This is a genomic window from Pseudomonas sp. ChxA (genome assembly GCF_030263855.1).
Classification (GTDB): Bacteria; Pseudomonadota; Gammaproteobacteria; order Pseudomonadales; family Pseudomonadaceae; genus Aquipseudomonas; species Aquipseudomonas fluorescens_CB.
In genome coordinates this window covers 4,548,356-4,569,604 of sequence record NZ_JARPMK010000001.1, presented here as the reverse complement: position 1 = coordinate 4,569,604, position 21,249 = coordinate 4,548,356, and the positions used below count along the sequence as shown (strand labels likewise).

Sequence of the window (21,249 nt, the reverse complement as noted above, 5' to 3'; positions counted from 1 at the left end):
TGTTGGAGGGTGTCAACTGTCGAACAGGTTTAACGGGCAGTGCTGGAACGGCGTCGCAGGGTGTCGATGGTCACGGCGAGGGCGATGACCACGCCGATCACCACTTGTTGAATAAAGGGCGAAACGCCCAGCAGGTTGAGGCCATTGCGCAGCACGCCAATGATCAGCACACCCACCAGGGTGCCGCCGATACTGCCCACGCCGCCGCTGAGGCTGGCGCCGCCGATCACCACGGCGGCGATGGCGTCCAGTTCCAGGCTGAGCCCGGCGCTCGGTTGCGAAGAGTCCAGACGCGCAGCCAGGGTTACGGCGGCGATACCGGCCAGCGCACCGCTCACGGCGTACACCCACAAAGTAATGGCGCGCACCTTGATGCCCGACAAGCGCGCCACTTCCGGGCTGCCGCCCATGGCGTAGAGGTTGCGGCCACCGGCACGAAAGCGCAGGAACACCCAGGCAATCACCAGCATCACCAGGAACAAGCCGACGGTTGCCGACAGGAAACCAAAGTGCCGCACGGTGGCCAGGCTGGTGAACCAGTCCGGGTAGCCGACGATCTGCCGGCCTTCGGTAAGAATGTTCGCCAGGCCACGGGCCACCGACATCATGGTCAGCGTGGCAATAAACGGCGGCAGCTTGGCGTAGGTGATCAGCCCGCCGGACACCAGCCCGGCGAGCATGCCGCTGGCAATCGCAATCGGAATCGCAAAGCCCAGCGGCACCGCCTGGTCCTGATACAACCAGCCGAGCATCATCATCGAAAAGGCCAGCACCGACCCTACCGACAAGTCGATGCCGCCAATCACGATCACCGCCGTCATGCCAATCGCCAGGATGCCCAGCACGGTGACCTGATCCAGGATGTTCAGGCCATTGCGCAAGGAAAAGAAGAATTCGGAGCTGAAGGAGAAGACCAGCACCAGCAGTACGAGGCCGATCAGCGGGCCGCCGATATTACTCGGGAGCAATTTCACCAGCCGCGGGCGGCGGGTCGGCTTGAGATCGGCCGGATGGACAGAGGCTTTGGCGTCCACTTTGTTCTCCTGGCTTATTTTTTTTGGAGTTCATTCAGGCGGCTTGAATATTTATGCATGCCTGACTGTTAATTCAGATTCTAGTGACACCGTGTCAAAGTCAAGCGCTTAATTTTTCATGCAGGCGGTTAAAGCGCTGTTCGTATGGGCCGCAAAGCCACGGTTTAGAGTAGCGCGTGGCGGATTTTGGCCGCTGGTCCGAGGAGTTTTGCCGACTTTTATTTCATTTTTCCGCCGCTCACTCACTTGACCTGCTGGCCGATCGGCGTCTAAATAGAAATATATTGTCAGTGCTGAATAAATATTCAAAAGCAGTGCTGAACACTTTCACCCCGCGTGGTCAGCCTCAAAGGAGCCGCTGCATGAATGCCTTCCAGTACGACGCCCACCAGATCAAAGAACAGGCCCGCTTGATCCGGCGCCACGTGATCCGCCTGAATGCCGACTCGCCGGCGGGCGGGCATACCGGGGCCGACCTGTCGGAAACCGACATTCTCGCCACCCTGTATTTCCGCATCCTCAACACCGGCCCGGAACGCACCCAAGACCCCGAACGCGATATCTATATCCAGAGTAAAGGCCATGGCGTGGGCGGTTTGTACTGCTGCCTGGCGCAGGCCGGCTACATCCCCACCGATTGGCTGCCGACCTACCAGCACTTCAACTCGCACTTGCCCGGCCACCCGGTGCGGCAGAAAACCCCTGGCATCGAGTTGAACACCGGCGCCCTCGGCCACGGCTTGCCGGTGGCGGTGGGGTTGGCGTTGGCGGCAAAGATGTCCGGCAGTAAAAAGCGCATTTATGTGCTGACCGGCGACGGCGAGTTGGCCGAGGGTTCGAACTGGGAAGCGGCGATGGCGGCGGCCAAGTACGGGCTGGATAACCTGTTTGTGATCGTCGACAAAAACAAACTGCAGCTGGCGGGTTTGACTGCCGAGATCATGCCGCTCGACCCGCTGGACGTGAAATGGGCTGCCTTTGGCTTTCGCGTCAGCGAGTGCGACGGCAACGATGTGAGCCAGTTGATCCCGGCGCTGGAAAGCATGCAGACCCACACCGGCGCCCCGCAGGTGCTGATCGCCCACACTATCAAAGGCAAGGGCGTGTCCTTTATCGAAGCCCGCCCCGAATGGCACCACCGCGTGCCCAAGGGTGATGAAATCCACGCAGCATTGGAGGAGTTGAATCATGGCGAGTGAACATCTGGCGAGCGTCATGGTTGAGGCTTTTATTGCTGCGGTAGAGGCGGGCCTCGATGTGGTACCGGTGGTCAGCGATTCCACCTCCACGGCCAAGATCGGCCCGTTTGTGCAGCGTTTTCCCGAGCGGCTGATTAACGTCGGGATTGCCGAGCAGTCACTGGTCAGCGTCGCGGCGGGCCTGGCGCTCGGCGGCAAGATCGCGGCCACCTGCAATGCCGCGCCGTTTCTGATTTCACGCGCCAATGAGCAGATCAAGGTCGACGTTTGCTACAACCAAGCCAACGTGAAGATGTTCGGTTTGAACGCGGGCACCAGCTACGGCCCGCTCGCCAGCACACACCACAGCCTCGACGATATCTCGGTGATGCGCGGCTTCGGCAATGTGCAGATTTTCGCCCCGGCCGATGCCATCGAATGCCGCCAGATCGTCGATTACGCACTGCGCTATCAAGGCCCGGTGTACATCCGCCTCGACGGCAAAGCCTTGCCGGATGTGCATGGCGCCGACTATCAGTTCCAGCCAGGCCAAGTCGACATTCTGCGCCAGGGTGCCGATGTGAGCATCGTCGCCCTCGGCTCAGTCGTGCATGAAGCGGTGGAGGCGGCGGCCTTATTGGCGGAGCAGGGCATTCAGGCGCAGGTGATCAACCTGTCGTCGATCCGGCCGTTGCAGCGTGAGGTGTTGCTCAACGCCCTGCGCAATACGCGTGCGGTGATCAGCGTGGAAGAGCACAACATCAACGGCGGCGTCGGCAGCCTGGTGGCCGAAGTGCTGGCCGAGGCCGGGCTGGGCGTGCCTTTGATCCGCCTGGGCATCGGCGACGGTGAATACGCTGCCGCCGGTGCACGCGAACCCACCCGCGCCTTGCATAACATTGATGCGGCTGGGATTGTGGCAGCAGCCACTCGCGTGCGGTGAATTCAATGACTGACAATAAACCGCTGATTCTGGCGATAGATGAAGGCACCAGCAATGCCAAGGCAGTGCTGGTCAATGAACTCGGGCAAGTGATTGCGCGGGGCTCGCGGCCGTTGACTATCAACCACCCAAGCCTCGGGTTTTCCGAGCAGGACCCGCTGCTGATCTGGCAGAACACCCTGGCGGCGATTGACGACTGCGTGGCCCAGGTCAGTCGCCCGATCACGGCGCTCGCCATCAGCAACCAGCGCGAATCCGTGGTGGCGTGGGACCGTGCGACCGGCGAGCCGCTGTCGCCGTGCATCAGTTGGCAATGCCGGCGCTCCACAGCGCTGTGCACGCAACTGCATGCGCAGGGCCACGAAGCCGTGATTCTGGAGAAAACCGGCTTGGCCCTGGACCCGATGTTCTCGGCAGGCAAGTTTCGCTGGATTCTCGACAACCTGGACAACGGGCATGCCCGTGCCGCTGCCGGTGAAATCTGCCTGGGTACCGTCGACAGTTGGCTGTTGTGGCAACTCAGCGGCGGCCAGGTATTTGCCACCGACTATTCCAACGCGGCGCGCACGCAACTGTTCAACCTGCACACCTGCGCCTGGGACCCGGTTTTGTTGGACCTGTTCGGCATTCCGCTTGCCGCGCTGGCGCCGACCCGGCCCAGCGCCGGCTTTTTCGCTGAGACCGTCGCAGCCGGTGGCTTGCCCGCAGGCATCCCGATCATGGCGATGATCGGCGACTCCCATGCCGCGTTGTACGGGCAGGGCGGCTTTGTACCGGGGCTGGTCAAGGCCACCCTGGGCACCGGCTCATCCTTGATGACGCCCATGAGCGGCCCGATTGCTTCCACCCATGGCCTCTCAACCACTCTGGCCTGGCATGACGGCACGAAGCCCACGTTCGGCATGGAAGGCAACATCGTGCACACCGGCGCCGCCGTGCAATGGGCCTCGCGGCTGGTGGCGGGCGAGTCGCTGGAGGCCCTGGCCGAGCAGGCCGCGCAGTTGCCGGACAATGGCGGCGTGTACTTCGTGCCGGCACTGTCCGGGCTGGGCGCGCCGCACTGGAAAGCCGACGCGCGCGGGCTTATTTGCGGCCTGACCGAAGCCACTTCCGGCGCGCATCTGGTGCGGGCCTCGCTGGAGTCCATCGGCTATCAGATTCGTGATGTGTTCGAGGCGATGCAGCAGGATATCGGCAGCCCGCTCAAGGAGCTTTGGGTGGACGGCGGCGCCACGCGTAACCGCTGGTTGATGCAGTTTTTGGCCAACCTGCTGCAACGCCCGATAGTGCGCAGTTTGTCTCCGGAAGTCTCGGCACTGGGTGCTGCGCATTTGGCGGGCAGGGCGCTCGGGATTTGGGCCAATGACGAGGCGCTGGCAGCGCTTGAGCGCCAGCGTGAGCGGTTTGAGCCGCAGGCGGATGTGCAGATGTCAGCGCGTTACGCCGACTGGAAAAAAGCTCTGGCCCGCACCCTGCTCTAAAGACAGAGGGAGATCAAAGGGTGGGAGCTGGCTTGCCTGCGATAGCGGTGGTGGCTGACAGATCGCTATCGCAGGCAAGCCAGCCCCCACCTAAACCGCGCCAACCTTCACGGCTTCCAGGTATCCACATCCTTGGCATCCACCGCCTTGGGCAACAACCCCGCCTTGAAGAACGCATCCGCAATCTTCTGCTGTTCACCCAACTGCTCCACCGTCACCGGCTGCACCTGATAACTGCGGTGCGCGTTGGCTGCTTCTACCGTTGCCACATCCAGGTTGCCCCACAGCGGGCCGAGCACTTTGGCCGCGTCCTGCGGGTGGGTTTTCACCCACTGGCCAGCCTTTTCCAACTGCTCATACACCACCTTCAAAACCTCGGGGTGCGCCTTGGCGTAAGGCGTGCCCGTCAGGTAGTAGCGCTTGTAGCTGGCAAGGCCCGCACCGTCGGCCAGCGTGCGTGTCGGCAATTGTCGCTGCACGCTGGTGAGGAAGGGTTCCCAGGTAACCCAGGCATCCACCTTGTTGTTTTCGAACGCCGCACGACCATCGGCTGGCGATAAGTAAGCCGGTTCAATGTCCGAAAACGCCAGACCGGCTTTAGCCAGCGCAGCGATCAACAAATAATGGGTGCCGGCCGCTTTGGTCACCGCGATTTTCTTGCCTTTCAAATCCGCCAACTGCTGGATCGGCGAGTCCTTGCGCACCACGATCGCCTGGGCGGACGGCGAGGGCGCCTCCTGGGCGAAGTAGGTGAGTTTGGCCTGGGCTGCCTGGGCGAAGATCGGCACGGTGTCGGCCACGTCGGCGCTGATGTCCACGTTGCCCACATTGAGCGCTTCAAGCAGCGGCAGGCCGCTGGGGAATTCGTGCCAGCTCACGTCAATATTGTCGGCCTTGAGGGCTTTTTCCAGGGTGCCCTGGGTTTTCAGCAAGGTGATCAGGGTCGAGGATTTCTGGTAACCGATGCGTACGGTTTCCTGGGCCTCGGCACTCACCGCGACGGAAAAAGCCAACAACCCGATAACAGCGGCGAGGGGACGACGAATAGACATGGCGCGCTCGATCTTCAGCGAAATAGCGCCAAGCTTAAAGTTATGAAAAGCATTCGATAAATACTCTTTCGATCTGAGCTTAGGGCGCTTTTTGCAGCGTCCGACCAATCGGGCATAACCATAGAGTTATATGATTCTTTCATAATCGTATGTGATTAATATAATCAAAAGCGAATTTTCCCGCGAAGACGCTTTATGACCTCACGCCGCCAGATCCATTTGTCAGCCTTCCTGTTGAGCGGCCCGGTGGTGCACAGCCACGCGGTGTGGCGCCACCCGCAAACCGTAGGCAATTACCTCGACCCCGAGTACTACACGCGCATCGCCAAAGTCGTGGAAGAAGGCCTGTTCGACTTCCTGTTCTTCGCCGATCGCCTGGCCGTGGGCGACCAGATGGGCGGCTCCCGTGAGTTTGCCTTGCGCTATGGCGCCCAGGACGCCACGCGCCTCGACCCGTTGCCGATTCTGTCGTACCTGGTGGGCCAGACCACCAAGCTAGGGCTGGGCGCCACCCGTTCGACCACCTATTACGAACCGGCGCATATTGCCCGTGAATTCGCCACCTTGGACCACCTGTCCAAGGGCCGCGCGGCGTGGAATATCGTCACCTCGATGAATGACAGCGAAGGGCGCCTGTTCGGCAAGGCCAAGCACCTGGAGCACGACCTGCGCTACGACCGCGCCGATGAGTTTGTCGAGGTCGCGCTGAAACTCTGGAACAGTTGGGGCAAGGACGCGCTCAAACTCGACCGCGAAAGCGGCGTGCTTGCCGACCCGGCATTGATTACCTCGGTGCAACACCAGGGCGAGTGGTTCCGGGTTGAAGGCCCGCTGAATATCCCGCGCTCGCCCCAGGGCCGGCCGGTGCTGATCCAGGCCGGTTCGTCCGGGCGTGGTCGGCGCTTTGGCGCGCGCTGGGCCGAGGCGATTTTTACCATTCACCCGCACCTGGCGGCCATGCGGGCGTTTCGCGATGACGTGCGCGCCCAGGTGGTGCAACAAGGCCGCGCCGCCGACAGCTGCAAAATACTCACGGCGGTGATGCCGTTTATTGGCGGCAGTGAAGCCGAAGCCCGCGCCAAGCGCGACCAGCACAACGCCCTGGCGCGGCCGGAGTTGGGGTTGGTGACACTGGCTTCGCAGCTGAATGTGGACCTGTCGCCATTCCCGTTGTCGGCCACCTTGGCCGAGGTGGCGCAATCGCCGCTGATCCACGCGGCGGCCGCTGAAAAACTGCGGATGCAAGGCCCCGAACTGACCCTGGAGCAGCTTGGCCGGATCTTCGCCAGCAGCGTGCGCGTGCCGCAACTAGTGGGCACCGGCGCGCAGATCGCCGACCAATTGGCTGAGCTGTTCGAGCAAGGCGGTTGCGACGGCTTTGTGATTTCGCCGGGGTACTTGCCGGGCTCGTTCACTGAATTTGTCGAGAGCGTGATTCCGCACTTACAGCGCAAGGGCTTGTTCCGCACCGCCTACGAAGGTTCGACGCTGCGTGAACACCTCGGTCTGGCGGATCTCACGCACTGAATGCACTGAATGAACTGAATGTGGGAGCTGGCTTGCCTGCGATAGCGGTGGGTCAGTTTGCATCGTAGTTGACTGACACTGCGCTATCGCAGGCAAGCCAGCTCCCACATTTGGACCGTGGTGGTTTTTTTATTGGGTACATCAATTTAAAGGAATAGTGCGCATGGCTGTTTTCGATCACTTGACCCGTCGCCACTTGCTCGGCATGGCCGGTATTTCCCTGGCTGGCCTGGCGCTGCCAAGCCTCGGCTTTGCGGCCGACGAGCACGCCGGGCACGGCACGCCTGCGGAACCTGCCGGCACCGGCGAGTTCATCCGCCTCGACGCGCCGCGCAAGCTCAAACTGGCGGTCAACCTCAACGCTGTGTGCCTGGCGCCGGTGGTGATCGCCCACGGCCAGGGGTTTTTCACCAAACACAACCTCGATGTGGAGCTGGTCAACTTTGGCAACTCCACCGAAGTGCTGCTCGAAGCCATCGCCACCGGCAAGGCGGATGCCGGTATCGGCATGGCGTTGCGTTGGCTCAAGGCTCTGGAGCAAGGCTTTGACGTCAAGCTCACGGCTGGCACCCACGGCGGTTGCTTGCGCTTGCTGAGTGCGGCGAACGGTGGCGTGAATAAGCTCGAAGACCTCAAGGGCAAGGCCATCGGCGTTACCGACATGGCCAGCCCCGATCGCAACTTCTTCTCGATCCTGCTGAAAAAGCACGGCGTCGATCCGGTGCGCGACGTCGAATGGCGCCTGTACCCGGCCGACCTGCTGGGCACCGCGCTGGAGCGTGGCGAAGTGCAGGCGGTCAGCGGGAGTGACCCGTTCATGTACCGCCTGATCAAGTCCGGCGTGGCGCGGGAGTTGTCCACCAACCTGGTGGAGGAATACGCCAACCTCAGCTGCTGCGTGGTCGGCGTCACGGGCAAGCTGGTGCGTGAAGACAAGCGCGTGGTCGCGGCGTTGACCCAGGCGATTCTTGAAGCCCACGACTATTCCGTGCAGCACCCCGAAGAAGTCGCCAAGGGCTTCCAGGCCTATGCACTGAATACCACGACTGAGGAAGTGCAAGCGATCCTGCACGATCACACCCACGGTCACCATGCGGTCGGCGCGGCATTGACGCAGGAAATCACCACCTATGTCACCGACCTGAAAACCGTCGAGGTGATCAGCAAGGGCACCGACCCGGTGGAGTTTGCCAAGGAGATCACCGCTGATGTCTTCAGTTGATGCAACCACCCTGAACCCAAGCCTGACATTCAAGGCCGGCTGGCAGGGCGCAACGGTGGTGGCTGCCTGGGTGGCCGTGGCGTTGTTGATCAGCTATTGGCCCAATGCCGTGCGCAATTGGCCAATGACCCAAGGGCTGGCCAATGTGTGCGTGGTGGTGGCTGCGCTGTTCATTCTGTTGAGCCTGCTGGGCCTGCGTTTTTCGCGGCTCGGCCAGCGCCTGAAAAACGCCGGGCCGTGGCTGATTGCCTTGCCTGTGTTGCTGGGTATCTGGGAACTGCTCACCGCCAAGCTGGCGCTGCTGCCGGTACCGTTTTTCGCGCCGCCCCAGGCCTTGCTCGCGGTGTATATCGAAGACTATGCGCGCCTGGCCGACAGCCTGCTGCATTCGGCCTTGCTGCTGGGTTCGGGCGTGGCACTGGGGGCGGCGACTGGTTTTGTCGCGGGTGTCTCCATCGGCTGGTCCACACGCATCGGCTACTGGTTGCACCCGGTGCTGCGCATCCTCGGGCCGGTGCCGTCGACGGCGTTGCTGCCACTGTGCTTTTTCCTGTTTCCCAGCAGTTGGAGCGCAAGTGTTTTCTTGATCGCGCTGGCGACCTGGTTTCCGGTCACGGTGCTCACCTGGTCCGGTGTGGCGAGTGTCGATAAAGCTTATTACGACGTGGCGCGCACCTTGGGTGCCAAGCCGGACTTCCTGATTTTCAAAGTGGCGATTCCCGCCGCGTTGCCCCACGTGTTTGTCGGCTTGTTCATGGGCCTGGGCGCCTCGTTCTCGACCTTGGTGGTGGCAGAAATGATGGGGGTCAAATCCGGCATCGGCTGGTACTTGCAATGGGCTCAGGGCTGGGCTGCCTACGCGAACATGTACGCGGCATTATTGATCATGGCGCTGGCGTGTTCGGGGCTGATCACCGGGTTGTTTCTGGTGCGTGACCGCTTGTTGGCCTGGCAGAAAGGAGCGATGAAATGGTAGCGCTGGCACAGGCAGTCCAACCCTCGACGGGGCTGGCGCTGCGGATTGAAAACCTCAGCCATGGCTTTGCACTGGACGGCCAGCATTTGCCGGTATTGGAGCGGGTTTCCCTGGACGTGGCGCCTGGTGAATTCGTGGCGTTGCTGGGGCCTTCGGGCTGCGGCAAATCCACCTTGCTGCGCCTGGTGGCCGGGTTGGAACCGGCTGACTCCGGCCGCTTGCTGGCCGATGGGCAAGCCATCACCGGCCCGGACCCAAGCCGCGTGGTGGTGTTCCAGGACCCGACCCTATACCCGTGGCGCCGCGTGTGGGACAACGTTGCGCTGGGTTTGGAAGCCCAGGGCTTGCTCAAGACCCATTCGGCCAAGGTCGATCAAGCCCTGGAAAAAGTCGGCCTCAGCCCGTTCGCGCGCGCTTATCCTCGGCAACTCTCCGGCGGTATGGCCCAGCGCGTGGCGTTGGCCCGCGCGCTGGTCAACCAGCCTCGGTTGCTGATCCTGGATGAGCCCCTGGGCAAGCTGGACTCGCTGACGCGCATCACCATGCAAAAGGAGCTTATCGACCTGTGGCAGCGCCAGGGCTACACGGCGCTGCTGGTGACCCACGACGTGGAAGAAGCCTTGCTGCTGGCCAACCGCGTGATCGTGTTCAGCGACCGCCCGGCGAAGATCCAGGCGCAGTTGAGCATTGATCGGCCCTATCCTCGGCATCGCGATGATGCTTATCTGGTGGATTTGCGCCGGCAGATTCTGGGGTTGTTGGGGTTGGGGGAGAGCTGGTAGCACTCAGCCAAACAACGCCTGGGCAAATGCCTGCGGCGTCGGGCTGTGGGGCCAGGTCGGTAGGCCGTCGGGCAGGTTCAGCCAAGCCTGCTTGCGGCTGACCCAGATATGCGCAACCGGCGCGGCGGCCTGGCTGTTATCCAGGGTGCCCACCCGCAGCACGCGCATGCCGGGCGCCGCCGTGGTGGTGTTGCTGATCCGCGTATGGCACACGCCGCACAGTTGGTGATGCGACTGCACGCCATCCACCGCATAGGCGTACTCCGTTACTGGCCCATCAACCCGCAGCGCATCCTCCGGCAGCAACGCATGCAGGGCGAAGGCACTGCCGCTCAAGGTTTGGCAATGCAGGCAATGGCAGGCGTAGACCGCCGGCAGTGCGTCCATGTCCAGCTGGTAAGTGACGGCGGCGCAACGGCATTGGCCGGTAAAAATCATAGCGGTTGATCCTTCAGGCGAGACAGGGCGCAAGGCCCATCGGGTATGCTCGCCAGCATGCCTGCGCGTCTGCACAAAGACCATTGGCCAAAACTGCCCACCGGCTCACAGGAAATGTATGAACGCCCCTCAACTGCAATGGGACACCCAGCGTGCCTTTCTCGCCGTGCTGCGCACCGGCAGCCTGTCGGGCGCCGCGCGGCTGCTGGGGATCGCCCAGGCCACGGCGCGACGAAGGATCGAGGCATTGGAACAGAGTGTCGGCGTCAGCCTGTTTATCCGCTCGCCACAAGGGCTGTTGCCCACCGACATGGCCCGCGAATTGATCAGCCATGTCGAAGCCATGGCCGTCGCGGCGAATGCCTTCAACCGCGCGGCGTCGGCGGACTCCGCTGTGGCGGCGGGCACGGTGCGGCTCACCAGCGGCCAGTTGCTCGGCGTCGAGGTCTTGCCGCCGATGCTGCGCGACCTGCGGCGCAACCACCCGCAATTGGCGATTGAATTGAGCGTGTCCAACCGTTTACAGGCACTGGCCCTGCAAGAGGCCGATGTGGCCGTGCGCATTCGTCGCCCCACGGAAACGACGGTAGTGACGCGCAAGGTCGGCGACTTGCACGTCGGCCTCTACGCCGCGCCTGAGTTGCTGGCAGAGCAGGGCACACCTGATAGCCTGGCGCAGTTGCAGGCGTTTGCGCTGATCGGCCCGGATCGTCACTTGGAAGAAATCGACTTTCTTCGCCAGCAAGGTTTCGAATGTGGCGCGGCGCGCAGTGCGATCCGTACCGACGACCACCTGGCGCAGTTCGCCGCACTGCGCGCAGGCTTGGGCATCGGCGTGTGCGCACGCCAATTGGCGCAACGCCACGGCCTGGTGCGGGTGTTGGCTGAACAGGTGGATTTCACGGTGGACGTGTGGATTGCCATGCATCAGGACATGCGCCGGGTGCAGCGGGTGGCGATGGTGTTTGACGAGGTGTCAGCCGCTATGGCGCAGTTCCTGGCCGCCTGATCGTTCCCACGCTCTGCGTGGGAACGCCGCCTGGGACGCTCCGCGTCCCGCATCGCCAGAGTCGCACTCATGCAGTTCCTGACTGCGTGAGCCTTGACACCACCAACCCCAACGCGCAAGGATCAACTCAATTTTCAAAAATTGAGTTTCAGTGATGGCAAGAATTCATAAGCCAACCGATTTCGCAGAGTTGTTAAAGCAATACGGCTTGGAGGTTTTCGAGCTGGCGCGCCTCTACAAAGCAGTCGACGACAAAGGACGGTACTTGCATTGGGACGAATTTCGTCGATATCCCGCGCCGGGCATCAATAAGGAAGCCGCTTGGGCCGCGATCAAAATGTCGCGGGCCTGCGCAAGCAAGACCCTCGAGTTACGCAGTGAGTGCGGCAGCCCTTTTTTTGTGTGCACCACGGATTTCTGCGACGCGGTCGTTCACGCCGTAGAGTCGCTGACGTGCAAGCTGGGCGGGGCTGCGGCGTCTTCTCTCCAATACCGGGATAACACCCGCTACCTGGTTGACGCCTTGATGATGGAAGAAGCCATCTCCAGCGCCCAACTGGAGGGCGCGGCGACGACCCGAAAAGTCGCCAAGGACATGTTGGTTAAGGAACGCCCGCCTCAAGATGATGATGAGCGGATGATCCTGAATAACTATCAGCTGATGAAGCATGCCAAATACAACAAGGACGAAAGTCTGTCGCTCGGGTTGATCTGCGAGTTTCATGGTATTGCCACAGCGGGCATTGATGAAGAGCATGTTCACCCGGGAGCCATCAGGGACGAAGACGATGTTTTTGTCGGCCTTGCGGGCAACGACATTGTGCATCAGCCACCCAAGGCAGCCCTGCTGCCAGCCAGGCTTGAAGCCCTCTGCCGGTTTGCCAATGAGCGGCATGATGGGCAGGAGGGCCGGCACTTTATCCACCCGGTGGTCAAAGCCATCATCCTGCATTTTATGCTGGGCTATGAGCATCCTTTCAGGGACGGGAACGGGCGAACCGCGCGCGCTGTGTTTTATTGGTTCATGCTCAAAAGTGGTTACTGGCCGTTTGAATATATTTCTATCAGCACGCTGCTTAAAGAGGCGCCAATGCAATATGGGCGTTCCTATGTCTACACGGAAACCGACGCCTTCGACCTGACCTATTTCGTGATCTATCAATTGCGCGTCATTGAGCGGGCAATGCAGGCGTTCATGATGCATTTCGAGACCAAAAGGAAAGAGGCCACCGCGCTGATGGGCTGGCTGGATACGCTTGAATTGAAAGATGCACTCAATTATCGGCAGGGGCATTTCCTGAAAAAGGTGCTGCAACACCCAGGGCGTACCTTTACGCCCAGGGAGATCACCCATGACTATGACGTTTCCGAAAATACTGCGCGTAAGGACCTGGAGAAGTTGGTCGGCATGAAGGTGCTGTTCAAGGTCCAGGAAGGCAAAAGCTTCCTGTACCTCGCCAGGGATGACGCCGAAGCCAACCTGAAGAAGCTCGCATCTAAGACCTAGGTGCGCTCAAACCTGCTCCTGCGCCCGCAACTGCACACTCATCTCATCACAACTGTTTGCCCAGTCGCTCAGCCATTGCGGCATCGGCGGTGATGCTTCGGCCAAGCCGAGTTCGCGCACAAAGTCGGCTGGGGGCAAGGTGCCTTTGGCGGAGCGGAACAGGCCGCGCATAACCACCACGCCCACCACTCGGCCCTTGCTGATAAAACGATGCTCCATCAGGCTCCATTTGTGGTCCCAGCCGAGCATGCGCGTGTGTACCTCGAACACTTCAAAGAGCTTCAGCTCGCGGCGGAACTTGCCCCAGGTGTCGCCCACGATGGGCACTGCCTTGTTGCGCAGGGCCACGCGAAAGGCGCCGGTGCGCAGCACGAAATCCATCCGCGCAACGTCTGCCAGGGTGAAATACCGGCCATTGGTGACGTGCCGGTTGATGTCCAGGTCCAGTGGCCACACGCGCATGCGCACCACCGTGGTGTCCAAACCCTGCACGGGCTTGCCCCAGGGCCGACGGAACAACATGAACAGCAATCGAAACCAGAGATTCATAAACGTGCCAGGCAGTTGATCGGAAGCCGCACTGTACGGGGGCAGAATCGGCTAAGGTAGGTGCGCAAATGACTTATTACATGCGAAAAACGCAAACAGGCTTTTTATGCACATTACCTTGCTCCTGGCCGACGATTGCTCCGCCGCCAATGCCACCCTGGTCCTGGAAATGCTCGGCGCCGCCAATCTGTTTGCCGACAGCCCACCCTTTGAGGTTGTGGTGGTCTCCCTTGACGGCCAGCCCGTCACCACCGGAGGCGGGATGCAGATACAGGTGGCGTGCGCGGCGGCGCAGGTGCGCCGCACCGACCTGGTCCTGATCCCTGGTTTCCTGTTTACCCTCAAGCAGGCCTTGCCCACCTTTCACGCCTACGGCCCGTGGCTGCGCGCGCACTATGCCCAGGGCGCGGTGCTGGCATCGATGTGCACCGCAGCGTTTTTGCTGGCCGAAACCGGCCTGTTGCAAGGCTTGCGCGCTACCACCCACTGGGCGTTTACCGAGTTGTTCCGGCGCCGTTACCCCGACGTGACCCTGGAGGATGCGCAGATCCTGTGTGAAGAGAATCGTCTGATCACCAGCGGTGGCGCCAGCGCGGCGATGGACCTGATGCTGCACCTGATCCGCCGCTTCGGTTCACCTGCACTTGCGCACACCTGTGGCAAATACCTGTTGATCGACGGTGTGCGCACCGAGCAATCGGTGTACGCCCTCTGGTCGTTGCCCAAGAACCACGGCGACGGCGAGATCCTGCGGGTGCAGCATTGGCTGGAGCAGCACTTTGCCCAGGCGTTGGTGATCGATGACGTGGCGCTGCGTTTCGGCTTTGGCGTGCGCAATTTCAAGCGACGTTTCAAGGAGGCGACCGGCTATACGCCCATCGGTTATGTGCAAACCCTGCGCCTGGAGCGTGCCAAGCAGATGCTGGAGTCCACGCGTATGACCCTTGAAAGCATCACCTACGCGGTGGGTTATGAAGACAGTAATTCGTTTCGCCGCCTGTTCCAGCAGCGCGTGGGCATGTTGCCGGCGGCGTATCGCAAGAAATTCCTCGCCACGGCGTGATTCAGCGACGCAGCTGCGCCTGCGCTTCAATACATTCCACCAGAAACTCCATCACCACTTTCACCGACGGTGAGCGGCGCATATCCGGGTACACCGTCAGCCATATATCACGCACCGGGCCGTCGCTGGGCGTGGGCAACCGCGTCAACAGCGGGTCGGCATCGCCCACCAAGGTGGGCAGCACCACTGCGCCAACCTGCGCGCGAGCGGCCATTTGCTGGGTGATCAACTCGCTGGCGGCAAACACGACGGGGCGCGGGCCGCGCAGTTGGTGCAGCCAGGCTTGCTGGGGCAGGTGGTCGCGGCTGGCGTCGTAGGCGATGAAGGTCCATTGCGCTGCCGGCAGGTGTTCGAGCGCAGGCGCGGCGTACAAGCCGAAGCGCACCACGCCGACCTTGCGCCGCACCAGGGCCTCTTCGTCGGGGCGCAGGGTGCGCAAGGCGATGTCGGCTTCGCCCTTGTCCAGCGCAGCCAGCTGGGTGGAGGGCATCAGCACCAGATTCAGCTGCGGGTAGTGGGCGCGTAAACGTGCAAGCTGAGGTGCAATGCAATGATTGGCGATGGACGGCGGGCAACTGACGCGCACAGTGCCGGCCAGTTCGATGGAGGCCACGCGCGACAGGCGCATCACCTGCGTGGCCATATCGCCCATGCCCGCCGCCACTTGCGCCACGGCCAGGCCTTGCGCCGTGAGTGGGCGGCTGCGGGGCAGGCGGTCGACCAGTTTTACGCCCAGGGCTTTTTCCAGCGCATCGACCCGGCGCCCGACAGTGGCATGTTCTACCTGCAGCTCGCGGGCGGCGGCCGACAGTGACTGGGTGCGGGCCAGCACGGTGAAGTAGTAGAGGTCCTGCCAATCGAACATCGGGTTATTTCCGCACAGAGGCTGGGAGGGATTGGGGAATATTCCAACCGAAAAAACCTTTTTACCATGGCCGCTTCCCAGTGCAAACGGAGTTGTTCCCCGATGAAAGCCATTACCCTGCAAACCTACGGCGGTCCCGATGTTGCCCAACTGCGCCAGGATGTGGCCAGACCCCAGGTTACGGCCGGGCATGTGCTGGTCAAGGTGGCCTGCGCCGGGATTAATTTCATGGATATTCATACCCGCCAGGGCAAATACGCCGCGTCGATGACCTACCCGGTGCGCTTGCCCTGCACCTTGGGCATGGAGGGCGCCGGCGTAGTGGTTGAGGTGGGCCCCGGCGTAAGCCATCTGGCCGTGGGCGACCGCGTGGCCTGGTGCATTGCCTGGGGCGCCTATGCTGAATACGCCAACGTGCCTGCGGACAAAGTCGCGCAGATTCCCACTGCTATCGGCTTCGATCAGGCCGCAGCCGCAATGTTTCAGGGTTGCACGGCGCACTATCTGATCGAGGATGTTGCGCGCTTGCAGGCGGGCAGCAGTTGCCTGATTCACGCGGCGTCCGGCAGCATTGGCCAGTTGCTGGTGCAGATGGCGCGGCGGTTGGGCGCGACCGTGTTCACCACCGGCAGCAGTGCCGAAAAATGCGCGATTGCCCGGCAACGCGGCGCTCACCACGCCTGGACCTATGACGGCTTTGCCGATCTGGTGCTGCAAGCCACAGATGGCCGCGGGGTGGATGTGGTGTTTGATTCCGTCGGCAAAACCACCTTGCGCGAGAGTTTCCGCGCTTGCCGCACGCGGGGTTTGATCGTCAATTACGGCAACGTGTCGGGCTCACTGACTGACCTGGACCCGATTGAATTGGGCGAAGCGGGCTCGCTGTTGTTGACCCGACCACGCCTGGCCGACCATATGGCCGACGGGGCGACTGTGCAACGGCGTGCCAATGCGGTGTTCGCGGCGATGCTGGAAGGGGCGTTGAGCGTGGAGATCGAGGGCCATTACCGCCTGGAGACGGTGCAACAGGTACACGCACGCATCGAAGCGCGCCAGCAGATCGGCAAGGCGGTGGTGTGGGTGGACCGAGACCTGCGCTGATTGGTGGGGTGAGTAGGCTGGGTGTGGTGAGCAGGCTTAGTGTGGCAGGCAGGCCTAGTGTGGTGAGCAGGCCTAGTGTGGTGAGTGGCTTGTTGTGGCGAGCAGGCTTGCCCTGCGTTGGGCTGCGAAGCAGCCCCAATTCGGCTAATGCGATTTTTCAGTTAAACCGCGTGTTCAGGTTTTAGGGCTGCTTCGCAGCCCAGCGCAGGGCAAGCCTGCTCGCCACAACAAGCCTGCTCGCCACAACAAGCCTGCTCGCCACAACAAGTTTGCTCCACACAACAGCCCGATCGCCACAGGCACTGTGTTCACCAGAAGTTGGGTGGGTATATGGCCAGATCGCAGACGAAAAAAAACCGGCTGATCAGGCCGGTTTGGGGTGCCTCGCCAACAGCGAGGGTTATACGTGGTTGCTCTGCAGACGATCCGAACCACCTTCAGCCAGGCCACGTTCTTGCAGACGATCCGAACCGCCTTCAGCCAGGCCGCGCTCTTGCAGTCGATCAGCACCACCTTCAGCCAGGCCTCGTTCTTGCAGGCGATCAGCACCACCTTCAGCCAGGCCGCGCTCTTGCAAGCGATCAGCACCGCCTTCGGCTATACGGCGTTCCTGCAGACGGTCGGAACCATTTTCGGCTACGTGGCTGCCTTGCAGGCGATCCGCGCCGCCTTCAGCGACAACCGGGTGGGCAAAAGCGTTGGCAGCCAGTACCGAGAAAGCGAGGCTAAGCAAGAGTTGGCGTTTCATGGTGGTGTGCTCCGAGAGTTGTAGTTGGGTGTTGCCGGGTATGGGTTTGATGGTACGCGTTGGATTTTTTAAGAGAACTTCATTGCGCTGATGGTGACTATCGACGCCAGCGATGGCCCGTTGTGGCGGGCCATCGTGCAGGCGCTCAAGGCATCTGCGGCTGTTCCTGAGGGCGCAGGTCAAACACCAGCACCTCGGCGTCTTCGCCATGGCTCAGGCGGACCTGCCGCTCATTGCGCAGCCGTGCGCCGTCGCCTTCCTGCAAGCGTTGGCCATTGAGTTCGACGCTGCCGCGGGCCACATGCACATACACATGGCGGTCCACTGGCACCTCCAGGGTGGCGGCTTCGTCGCCGTCGAACAGCCCGGCATACACCCGTGCATCCTGGCGAACATTCAGCGAGCCATCCGTGCCTTCCGGCGAGATGATCAGCTGCAAGCGCCCTCGTTTTTGCGCCGCGCTGAAGTGCTCCTGCTGATAGCGCGGCTCGGCGCCGACCACATTCGGCACAATCCAGATCTGCAGGAAGTGCACGCCATGGCTCTGGCTGTGGTTGAACTCGCTGTGGGCCACGCCGCTGCCGGCGCTCATCAATTGCACGTCGCCAGGGCGGATCACCGAGCCGGTGCCCAGGGTGTCCTTGTGTTCCAGGGCGCCTTCGAGCACATAGGAGAAAATCTCCATGTCGCGGTGCGGGTGCTGGCCGAAGCCTTTGCCGGCGGCGACGCGGTCATCGTTGATCACCAGCAGGTCGGAAAAACCCTGCTCCTTGGGATCCCAGTAGTTGGCAAACGAAAAGGTGTGGAACGACTTCAACCAACCGTGATTGGCGGCGCCGCGTTCCGAGGCTTTGCGAAGGGTCAGCATAGGGTGTTCTCCTCAAGGGAAGCCGGGCTGCAAGGTGCAGGGCTTCGGTGTGAGGAGAAGCTTACTGTTTAGCGGAGAGTTGATTAAGACGCTGCAATCTGAATGACTGTCTCTTTGCAGTTGACGATTGCCAGCTGCGCCGCCCGTAGGCGATGGCGATAGCTCAGCTGGCGTTTGCGCCAGGCCAACGGGTTCAGCCCTTCACTGCGGCTGAACTGGTGACAGAAGTGCGCCTGGTCGCAGAACCCGCATTCCTGGCTGATCTGCGTCAGGCTCAGAGCAGAGCCGGTGATCAGCAGCTTGGCCTGCTGGATACGTTGCTGGCGAATCCATTCCTGCGGCGCCACGCCCGTGGTGCGTTTGAAGGCGCGGGAAAAATGACTGCGCGACAGCTCGCAGGCGCGGGCCAGTTCAGTCACCTCCAGCGGCTCTGCCAGGTTGGCGAGGATCAGTTGCTTGACCTTCTGTTCCCGCTCGGAGCACAACGTTGCGCCTGGTTGAGCCATGATCAATACCCGTGGACAGCGTGGCGGAGAGTGAAAACCCAGTGTAGAGCACATACGTGCAATTTTTTGCTACAGCGCCGTCGCACACTGGGCCCAACGCTCTTGCCGCCAGGCGGCCTCTGCCAAGGAAACCCTATGAACGCCGATCTGATTCTGTTCAACGGCCAGTTCCACACGGTCGACCGTGAAAACCCGCATGCCACTGCCGTCGCCATCCACAAGGGTCGCTTTGTAGCGGTCGGCACCGACGGCGAGGCCATGGCTCTGCGCGGCAGTGGCACCCAGGTCATCGACCTCAAGGGCCGCACCGTGATCCCAGGCCTTAACGACTCGCACCTGCACCTGATTCGTGGCGGGCTGAACTACAACCTCGAATTGCGCTGGGAAGGTGTGCCGTCCCTGGCCGATGCGTTGCGCATGCTCAAGGACCAGGCGGACCGCACCCCGACGCCGCAATGGGTGCGCGTGGTGGGTGGCTGGAACGAATTCCAGTTCGCTGAAAAACGTATGCCGACCCTGGACGAACTCAACCAGGCCGCGCCGGACACGCCGGTGTTCGTACTGCACCTGTATGACCGCGCCTTGCTCAACCGCGCCGCCCTGCGGGTGGCCGGCTACACCAAGGACACACCGAACCCGCCCGGTGGCGAGATCGTGCGTGACAGCCATGGCAACCCCACCGGCATGCTGGTGGCGCGGCCCAACGCGATGATCCTTTATGCAACCTTGGCCAAAGGGCCGAAATTGCCGCTGGAATATCAGGTCAACTCGACGCGTCAGTTTATGCGTGAACTCAATCGCCTGGGCCTTACCAGTGCCATTGATGCCGGCGGTGGTTTCCAGAATTATCCCGATGATTATGCGGTGATCGAGCAACTGGCCAAGGACGAACAGCTGACGGTGCGCATCGCCTACAACCTGTTTACCCAGAAGCCCAAGGAAGAACTCAGCGACTTCAAACACTGGACCGGCAGCGTCACGCTGCATCAGGGCGATGATTACCTGCGTCACAACGGCGCCGGTGAGATGCTGGTGTTTTCGGCAGCGGATTTCGAAGACTTCCTTGAGCCGCGCCCCGACTTGCCGCTGAGCATGGAGCAGGAGCTGGAGCCGGTGGTGCGGCATTTGGTCGAGCAACGTTGGCCGTTCCGGCTGCACGCCACGTACAACGAGTCCATCTCGCGCATGCTCGATGTGTTCGAGAAGGTTAATCGGGATATCCCCTTCAATGGCCTGCCGTGGTTTTTCGATCACGCGGAAACCATTACGCCACACAATATCGAGCGTGTACGTGCCTTGGGCGGAGGTATTGCGATTCAGGATCGCATGGCGTTCCAGGGTGAGTATTTTGTCGAGCGTTACGGCGCCAAGGCAGCCGAGGCCACGCCGCCGATCAAGCGCATGCTGGCCGAAGGCGTGCCGGTGGGGGCGGGCACGGACGCGACGCGGGTATCGAGCTACAACCCGTGGACCTCGCTGTACTGGATGGTCAGTGGGCGCACGGTGGGTGGGTTGGAACTGCATGCCGAAGGGTTGCCGCGTCTCACTGCGCTGGAACTGTTTACCCACGGCAGCGCTTGGTTCTCGTCGGAGCAGGGCAAGAAGGGCCAGATCAAGGTTGGGCAACTGGCGGATGTGGCGGCGTTGTCGGCGGACTTTTTCAGTGTTGATGAAGAGGCGATCAAGTGGATTGAGTCGGTGTTGACGGTGGTGGGCGGCAAGGTAGTGTATGGCGCTGGCGACTTTGAAGATTTCGCGCCGCCGCAGGTGCCGGTGTTGCCGGACTGGTCGCCGGTGGTCAAGGTGCCGGGGCATTGGCGGCCGAGTTCGCCGTTACAGGCGCAGGTGCATCAATGCAGTGGGCCTTGTGGTGTGCATGCCCATGGGCATGAGAAGGCGCGGCTTTCGAGCGTTCCTGTCAGCGACTTTCAGGGTTTTTGGGGGGCGTTTGGGTGTTCGTGTTTTGCCTTTTGATTGCTTATGTGGGGGGGGCATATCCGTTGCTGCGGTGATGGCTTCTATTGGTTCCGCTCTTACAGCGGGTCACTTTTGGCAAACGCCCCAAAAGTAACCAAAAGGTCTTCGCCCCACCACTCGGTGCCTCGCTATGGCTCGGCATGCCCGCACTCCGGCTTGAATCCGTGGGCCGCCGCGATGGGCCATCCTTGGCCCAGCGCGGCTAACCCGGCGTCCTGCCGGGTTACCCACGGATTCAAGCCTGCGTTCGGCCATCGTGGTTAACGGGGCGTCTCAGATCAAAAGCAGATCAAGATCAAGATCTACAGCACGGCGGCCTGAAAGCCGACCTGAGTGGTTAGATCAAAAGCGAAAGCGGATTCGCATAGACCTGGGATCTGCTTTTCTGTGGGAGCTGGCTTGCCTGCGATGCGGACACCTCGG

The 21,249-nt window shown here is 61.6% G+C and carries 20 protein-coding genes; 12 read left to right on the top strand and 8 right to left on the bottom strand.

Annotated elements, in window-relative coordinates:
* Nucleotides 1-29: 29 nt before the first annotated feature.
* A complete protein-coding gene (locus P5706_RS20200) occupies nucleotides 30-1,034 on the bottom strand; it encodes an ABC transporter permease (RefSeq protein ID WP_200433608.1) in 1,005 nt (334 codons plus the stop codon).
* A 362-nt stretch (nucleotides 1,035-1,396) separates the two neighbouring features.
* Between P5706_RS20200 and P5706_RS20195 the strand changes: the two genes are divergently transcribed.
* The 3 genes from P5706_RS20195 to P5706_RS20185 are packed head-to-tail and all read left to right on the top strand — an operon-like array spanning nucleotide 1,397 to nucleotide 4,636.
* Nucleotides 1,397-2,233: a transketolase gene (locus P5706_RS20195; protein WP_285681227.1), complete on the top strand. Its 837-nt coding sequence runs from the start codon at nucleotides 1,397-1,399 to the stop codon at nucleotides 2,231-2,233.
* Complete coding sequence (locus P5706_RS20190; protein ID WP_200433610.1) at nucleotides 2,223-3,155, top strand: transketolase family protein; 933 nt, start codon at nucleotides 2,223-2,225, stop codon at nucleotides 3,153-3,155. The genes P5706_RS20195 and P5706_RS20190 overlap by 11 nt, the downstream gene beginning before the upstream one ends.
* 5 nt (nucleotides 3,156-3,160) lie before the next feature.
* Complete coding sequence (locus P5706_RS20185; protein WP_285681225.1) at nucleotides 3,161-4,636, top strand: FGGY family carbohydrate kinase; 1,476 nt, start codon at nucleotides 3,161-3,163, stop codon at nucleotides 4,634-4,636.
* Between the two features lie 107 nt (nucleotides 4,637-4,743).
* Here the strand turns inward: P5706_RS20185 and P5706_RS20180 are convergent, their stop codons facing one another.
* Nucleotides 4,744-5,688 (bottom strand): aliphatic sulfonate ABC transporter substrate-binding protein, encoded by a 945-nt coding sequence (locus P5706_RS20180; protein ID WP_200433612.1) that lies wholly within the window; start codon nucleotides 5,686-5,688, stop codon nucleotides 4,744-4,746.
* Nucleotides 5,689-5,883: 195 nt separating this feature from the next.
* Here P5706_RS20180 and P5706_RS20175 point away from each other — a divergent pair, with 195 nt between their 5' ends.
* The 4 genes from P5706_RS20175 (at nucleotide 5,884) to P5706_RS20160 (ending at nucleotide 10,195) form a co-directional block, all read left to right on the top strand.
* Nucleotides 5,884-7,215: an LLM class flavin-dependent oxidoreductase gene (locus tag P5706_RS20175; RefSeq protein WP_285681222.1), complete on the top strand. Its 1,332-nt coding sequence runs from the start codon at nucleotides 5,884-5,886 to the stop codon at nucleotides 7,213-7,215.
* A 163-nt stretch (nucleotides 7,216-7,378) separates the two neighbouring features.
* Nucleotides 7,379-8,437 (top strand): ABC transporter substrate-binding protein, encoded by a 1,059-nt coding sequence (locus P5706_RS20170; RefSeq protein ID WP_200433614.1) that lies wholly within the window; start codon nucleotides 7,379-7,381, stop codon nucleotides 8,435-8,437.
* On the top strand, nucleotides 8,424-9,413 hold the full coding sequence (locus tag P5706_RS20165) for an ABC transporter permease (protein ID WP_285681219.1): 990 nt from the start codon (nucleotides 8,424-8,426) through the stop codon (nucleotides 9,411-9,413). Before P5706_RS20170 ends, P5706_RS20165 begins: the two co-directional genes overlap by 14 nt.
* Nucleotides 9,407-10,195 (top strand): ABC transporter ATP-binding protein, encoded by a 789-nt coding sequence (locus tag P5706_RS20160; RefSeq protein ID WP_285681217.1) that lies wholly within the window; start codon nucleotides 9,407-9,409, stop codon nucleotides 10,193-10,195. Before P5706_RS20165 ends, P5706_RS20160 begins: the two co-directional genes overlap by 7 nt.
* Nucleotides 10,196-10,198: 3 nt before the next feature.
* On the opposite strand, the gene P5706_RS20155 is transcribed toward P5706_RS20160, so the two are convergent.
* Nucleotides 10,199-10,633: a GFA family protein gene (locus P5706_RS20155; RefSeq protein WP_200433617.1), complete on the bottom strand. Its 435-nt coding sequence runs from the start codon at nucleotides 10,631-10,633 to the stop codon at nucleotides 10,199-10,201.
* 118 nt (nucleotides 10,634-10,751) lie between these two features.
* Here P5706_RS20155 and P5706_RS20150 point away from each other — a divergent pair, with 118 nt between their 5' ends.
* Both P5706_RS20150 and P5706_RS20145 read left to right on the top strand, forming a co-directional pair.
* Nucleotides 10,752-11,642, top strand: a complete 891-nt coding sequence (locus tag P5706_RS20150) for a LysR family transcriptional regulator (RefSeq protein ID WP_200433618.1) — start codon at nucleotides 10,752-10,754, stop codon at nucleotides 11,640-11,642.
* 154 nt (nucleotides 11,643-11,796) lie between these two features.
* Nucleotides 11,797-13,149, top strand: coding sequence for a Fic family protein (locus tag P5706_RS20145; protein ID WP_285681213.1), 1,353 nt, complete (start codon nucleotides 11,797-11,799; stop codon nucleotides 13,147-13,149).
* A 6-nt stretch (nucleotides 13,150-13,155) separates the two neighbouring features.
* Here P5706_RS20145 and P5706_RS20140 read toward each other — a convergent pair whose 3' ends face one another.
* The gene (locus tag P5706_RS20140) at nucleotides 13,156-13,698 is read right to left on the bottom strand and encodes an acyl-CoA thioesterase (protein WP_285681211.1); all 543 of its coding nucleotides are present in this window, start codon (nucleotides 13,696-13,698) and stop codon (nucleotides 13,156-13,158) included.
* 106 nt (nucleotides 13,699-13,804) lie between these two features.
* Between P5706_RS20140 and P5706_RS20135 the strand changes: the two genes are divergently transcribed.
* On the top strand, nucleotides 13,805-14,761 hold the full coding sequence (locus P5706_RS20135) for a GlxA family transcriptional regulator (protein WP_285681209.1): 957 nt from the start codon (nucleotides 13,805-13,807) through the stop codon (nucleotides 14,759-14,761).
* 1 nt (nucleotide 14,762) lies between these two features.
* Here P5706_RS20135 and P5706_RS20130 read toward each other — a convergent pair whose 3' ends face one another.
* Entirely contained in the window at nucleotides 14,763-15,626 is an 864-nt protein-coding gene (locus P5706_RS20130) for a LysR family transcriptional regulator (protein WP_285681207.1), read from the bottom strand.
* Nucleotides 15,627-15,728: 102 nt separating this feature from the next.
* Here P5706_RS20130 and P5706_RS20125 point away from each other — a divergent pair, with 102 nt between their 5' ends.
* Complete coding sequence (locus P5706_RS20125; RefSeq protein WP_285681204.1) at nucleotides 15,729-16,727, top strand: quinone oxidoreductase family protein; 999 nt, start codon at nucleotides 15,729-15,731, stop codon at nucleotides 16,725-16,727.
* 400 nt (nucleotides 16,728-17,127) lie between these two features.
* On the opposite strand, the gene P5706_RS20120 is transcribed toward P5706_RS20125, so the two are convergent.
* From P5706_RS20120 to P5706_RS20110, 3 genes are all read right to left on the bottom strand, one after another.
* Nucleotides 17,128-17,475: a hypothetical protein gene (locus P5706_RS20120; protein ID WP_285681201.1), complete on the bottom strand. Its 348-nt coding sequence runs from the start codon at nucleotides 17,473-17,475 to the stop codon at nucleotides 17,128-17,130.
* A 145-nt stretch (nucleotides 17,476-17,620) separates the two neighbouring features.
* On the bottom strand, nucleotides 17,621-18,343 hold the full coding sequence (locus tag P5706_RS20115) for a pirin family protein (RefSeq protein WP_285681198.1): 723 nt from the start codon (nucleotides 18,341-18,343) through the stop codon (nucleotides 17,621-17,623).
* Between the two features lie 83 nt (nucleotides 18,344-18,426).
* Nucleotides 18,427-18,849, bottom strand: coding sequence for a helix-turn-helix domain-containing protein (locus tag P5706_RS20110; protein ID WP_138453781.1), 423 nt, complete (start codon nucleotides 18,847-18,849; stop codon nucleotides 18,427-18,429).
* Nucleotides 18,850-18,984: 135 nt separating this feature from the next.
* Between P5706_RS20110 and P5706_RS20105 the strand changes: the two genes are divergently transcribed.
* Nucleotides 18,985-20,823 (top strand): amidohydrolase, encoded by a 1,839-nt coding sequence (locus tag P5706_RS20105; RefSeq protein WP_285681196.1) that lies wholly within the window; start codon nucleotides 18,985-18,987, stop codon nucleotides 20,821-20,823.
* Nucleotides 20,824-21,249: the final 426 nt, after the last annotated feature.